Origin of the sequence: Sphingomonas segetis, assembly GCF_009720245.1 — a bacterium.
GTDB classification, from domain to species: Bacteria; Pseudomonadota; Alphaproteobacteria; order Sphingomonadales; family Sphingomonadaceae; genus Sphingomicrobium; species Sphingomicrobium segetis.
Genome location: NZ_WJSQ01000229.1, coordinates 1 through 2,775, shown reverse-complemented (window position 1 = coordinate 2,775; position 2,775 = coordinate 1). Strand labels below are relative to the sequence as shown.

The window sequence follows — 2,775 nt, the reverse complement described above, 5'->3', positions numbered from 1 at the left end:
CAGTACAATGTCGGGCCGACCACCAGGACGGCGGTCGTCGGCCTCGGCGGTCTCGGCCACATGGGGGTGAAGATCGGCGCGGCTTTGGGCGCTCACGTGACCATGATCACGACGACTCCAAGCGCGCGCTCCGCCGCCTATCTCGGCTGGCGCATGCCGACGCTCAACGAGCTGTTCCGACCGTTCCGTGTGGGCCGGGACGCAACCGCGGCAAACCCGGACCTCGACCCCGAGCTGCTCGCTGGCGCCGAAGCCGGGATCGACTATTCGAACGGACCGCTGCGGCTGTCGCTGACCGGCTTTGCGAACCGGCTGAAGGACGCGATTGCCAACGTCACGCTGGGCCACGGTCCGGGCAGCTTCCCAGGCGTTGGCTTCGTGCCGGCGGGGGGCACGTATCTTCAGCGGCAGAATGTCGACGCGGTGAAGGTCCGCGGGATCGAAGCGTCGGCCGAGTGGGCGCACGGGCCATGGTCGCTCCGCGCCGGCGCGAGCCTGACTCACGCGCGAATGGAGGGCAGCGGCGTGGCGACCTTCCTCGACGGCCTCCGCCCCGCGCAGACGCCCAGGCTTACCGGGACACTCGCCGCCGGATGGGAAAGGGACGGCAAGGGGGCGCAGCTAATCGTTCGCCGCGTCGGCGCGCAGTTCGATGACGATCTCAACAGCGGTGTACTGAATGGCGCGACCACCATCGACGCCTTCGCCTCATGGCCGCTGACCGACCGGCTGCAACTGATCGCCCGCGGCGAGAACCTGACGAACGCGCTGGTAATGGCGGGCATCAACGGCGACGGCTCGATCGAGCGCGCAACCCCGCGCACGCTATGGATCGGCCTGCGGCTCAGGTAGGCGAGAAGGATGGCGATCGATCGAGCGCAAGCGCTGAGCAAGGTCCCGGCAATCACGCTCGGTTTCTGGGCGATCAAGATCCTCGCGACCACGCTCGGCGAAACCGGCGGCGACACGGTCAGCATGAGCTGGCTTGGAGAAACGACTGCGCAAGCGGGTCAATCAGGTATCAACGGCTATCTCGCCGGCACGGCGATGTTCGGGCTGCTGCTGATCGTGCTGGTATGGCTGCAAGTGCGCGCCAGGCGCTTCAATGCGTGGCTCTATTGGGCGACGATCATCGCATCCACTACCTGCGGAACGACTCTTGCCGATTTCGCCGACCGGTCGCTCGGCATCGGCTATCCGGGCGGCTCGCTGCTGCTGCTCGCGTGCGTGCTGTTGTCGCTGTTCGCATGGCGGCGGACAGTGGGAACGGTGGACGTGAACACGATCGCGACGGCGAAGGCCGAGCTGTTCTACTGGCTGACGATAACCTTCTCGCAGACGCTCGGGACGGCGCTTGGCGACTGGGCGGCGGACGACCTCGGCGAAGGCGGGTGGGGACTCGGATATTCAGGCGCGGCGCTGGTCTTCGGAGCAGCACTGGCGCTGCTTGCGATTGTCTATTTCACGACGAAGTCGAACCGCGTGCTGCTGTTCTGGGCAGCGTTCATCCTGACGCGCCCGCTTGGGGCAACGGTGGGAGACTTCCTCGACAAGCCGGTCGCGAGCGGCGGGCTCGACCTCAGCCGCCCGGTCGCATCGGTGGTGCTTGCGGCCGCGATCGTCATTCTGATCGCGGTCGTACCGCAGCGGGCTGGAACGCACCCGAAGGCCGCACCGGACTGAGCCGCTATTTCGCGCGGGTGTAGAGGAAGGCGGTGATGTCGCGCGCGTCGTCTTCGCCGACGTTGAGATCGGGCATCGCGGTGCCCGGAGAGACATGCTGCGGATCGCGGATCCACTTTTCCATGTTCGCCGGCGGGTTCGACAGACGGCCGGCGATAATCGCCCGCAACGCGACGCCGTCGAGCGGCGGTCCGACCATCCCGATCGCGGTGCGGACGTTTTTGAGCGCGTGGCAGCTGCCGCAGCCGTACTGGATGAACATCGTTCAACATTGATCAGAGAAGATGCTGTCGCCGTCCGAAAAGCTGGCAGCGGTTGCAGGTTCCGTTTGCGCAACAAAATTGACCCGCGGCAGCAACAGGCGTTCGGCTCGACAACAGCCGTTTCCTAACTTCCATCAGCAATGTGAACCGCGCGCCCGGGCCGGCGTTTTCACGTCCGCCGAACGGCAATGTGGAGACCAGACATGGCGACGAACAGAAGCGGAAGATCGAAGCGCGGTTTCGCGGCGATGGACCCGGAGAAGCAACGCGCAATCGCCAGCAAGGGCGGCAAGGCGAGCCACGGCGGCGGGCGCAAGAGCAGCTCCAGCCGCTAACCCGATTACCAAGTCGATAAAAGCGCCGGGCGCGTAAGCACCGCCCGGCGCTTTTGCTTGCGCGCAACGCGTGGGGCGGCATGGCGTTGAGGGGCCGTGGCCTACCGAACCGACATCAGCAACCGGGACCGGAGCGGCGCGATCGCCGCGGTGATTGCGATCCACGCGCTGCTGCTGGTCGCCTTGCTGAACCTGTCCGGGAACATGGATTTGCCGGGAGGTCAGGCTGTAATGCGAGTGTTCGACATCAACCAGCCACCGCCGCCTCCACCGCCACCGCCGCCGAAGCAGCGGGAGCAGGCGAAACCCAAGGAAAAGGAGGGCGGCTCCGCGCCTCCGAACATACGAAGCGAGGCGACGCCCGTGAAAGTGCCCGAGCCGGAGGTGGTCGTTCCCCCGCTGCCGCAGATCGCCGCAAGCGAGACCCCGCGCGAAGGAACCCAGCCGACGCAGGGCGCCGCGCCGGTTGTCGGGCCGGGCACGGGCGCGGGCGG

General features: G+C 66.8%; 4 protein-coding genes and 1 pseudogene. 4 read left to right on the top strand and 1 reads right to left on the bottom strand.

Annotation, left to right across the window (positions count from 1 at the left end; all coding sequences use genetic code 11):
• Nucleotides 1-852: TonB-dependent receptor domain-containing protein (locus GH737_RS14115; protein WP_155265413.1), on the top strand; the 852-nt coding region annotated here is incomplete at its 5' end.
• Between the two features lie 9 nt (nucleotides 853-861).
• The gene (locus tag GH737_RS14110) at nucleotides 862-1,683 is read left to right on the top strand and encodes a COG4705 family protein (RefSeq protein ID WP_155265412.1); all 822 of its coding nucleotides are present in this window, start codon (nucleotides 862-864) and stop codon (nucleotides 1,681-1,683) included.
• Nucleotides 1,684-1,687: 4 nt separating this feature from the next.
• Here the strand turns inward: GH737_RS14110 and GH737_RS14105 are convergent, their stop codons facing one another.
• A complete protein-coding gene (locus GH737_RS14105; RefSeq protein WP_155265411.1) occupies nucleotides 1,688-1,945 on the bottom strand; it encodes a c-type cytochrome in 258 nt (85 codons plus the stop codon).
• A gap of 204 nt (nucleotides 1,946-2,149) precedes the next feature.
• Between GH737_RS14105 and GH737_RS14100 the strand changes: the two genes are divergently transcribed.
• The gene (locus GH737_RS14100) at nucleotides 2,150-2,281 is read left to right on the top strand and encodes a KGG domain-containing protein (RefSeq protein ID WP_155265410.1); all 132 of its coding nucleotides are present in this window, start codon (nucleotides 2,150-2,152) and stop codon (nucleotides 2,279-2,281) included.
• A 96-nt stretch (nucleotides 2,282-2,377) separates the two neighbouring features.
• Nucleotides 2,378-2,775 (top strand): annotated as a pseudogene (locus GH737_RS14095) (energy transducer TonB); the annotation flags it as partial.

Coding starts and splice junctions, on each gene's coding strand:
- GH737_RS14110 (WP_155265412.1), top strand. CDS start 862: ATGGCGATCGATCGAGCGCAAGCGCTGAGCAAGGTCCCGGCAATCACG.
- GH737_RS14105 (WP_155265411.1), bottom strand. CDS start 1,945: ATGTTCATCCAGTACGGCTGCGGCAGCTGCCACGCGCTCAAAAACGTC.
- GH737_RS14100 (WP_155265410.1), top strand. CDS start 2,150: ATGGCGACGAACAGAAGCGGAAGATCGAAGCGCGGTTTCGCGGCGATG.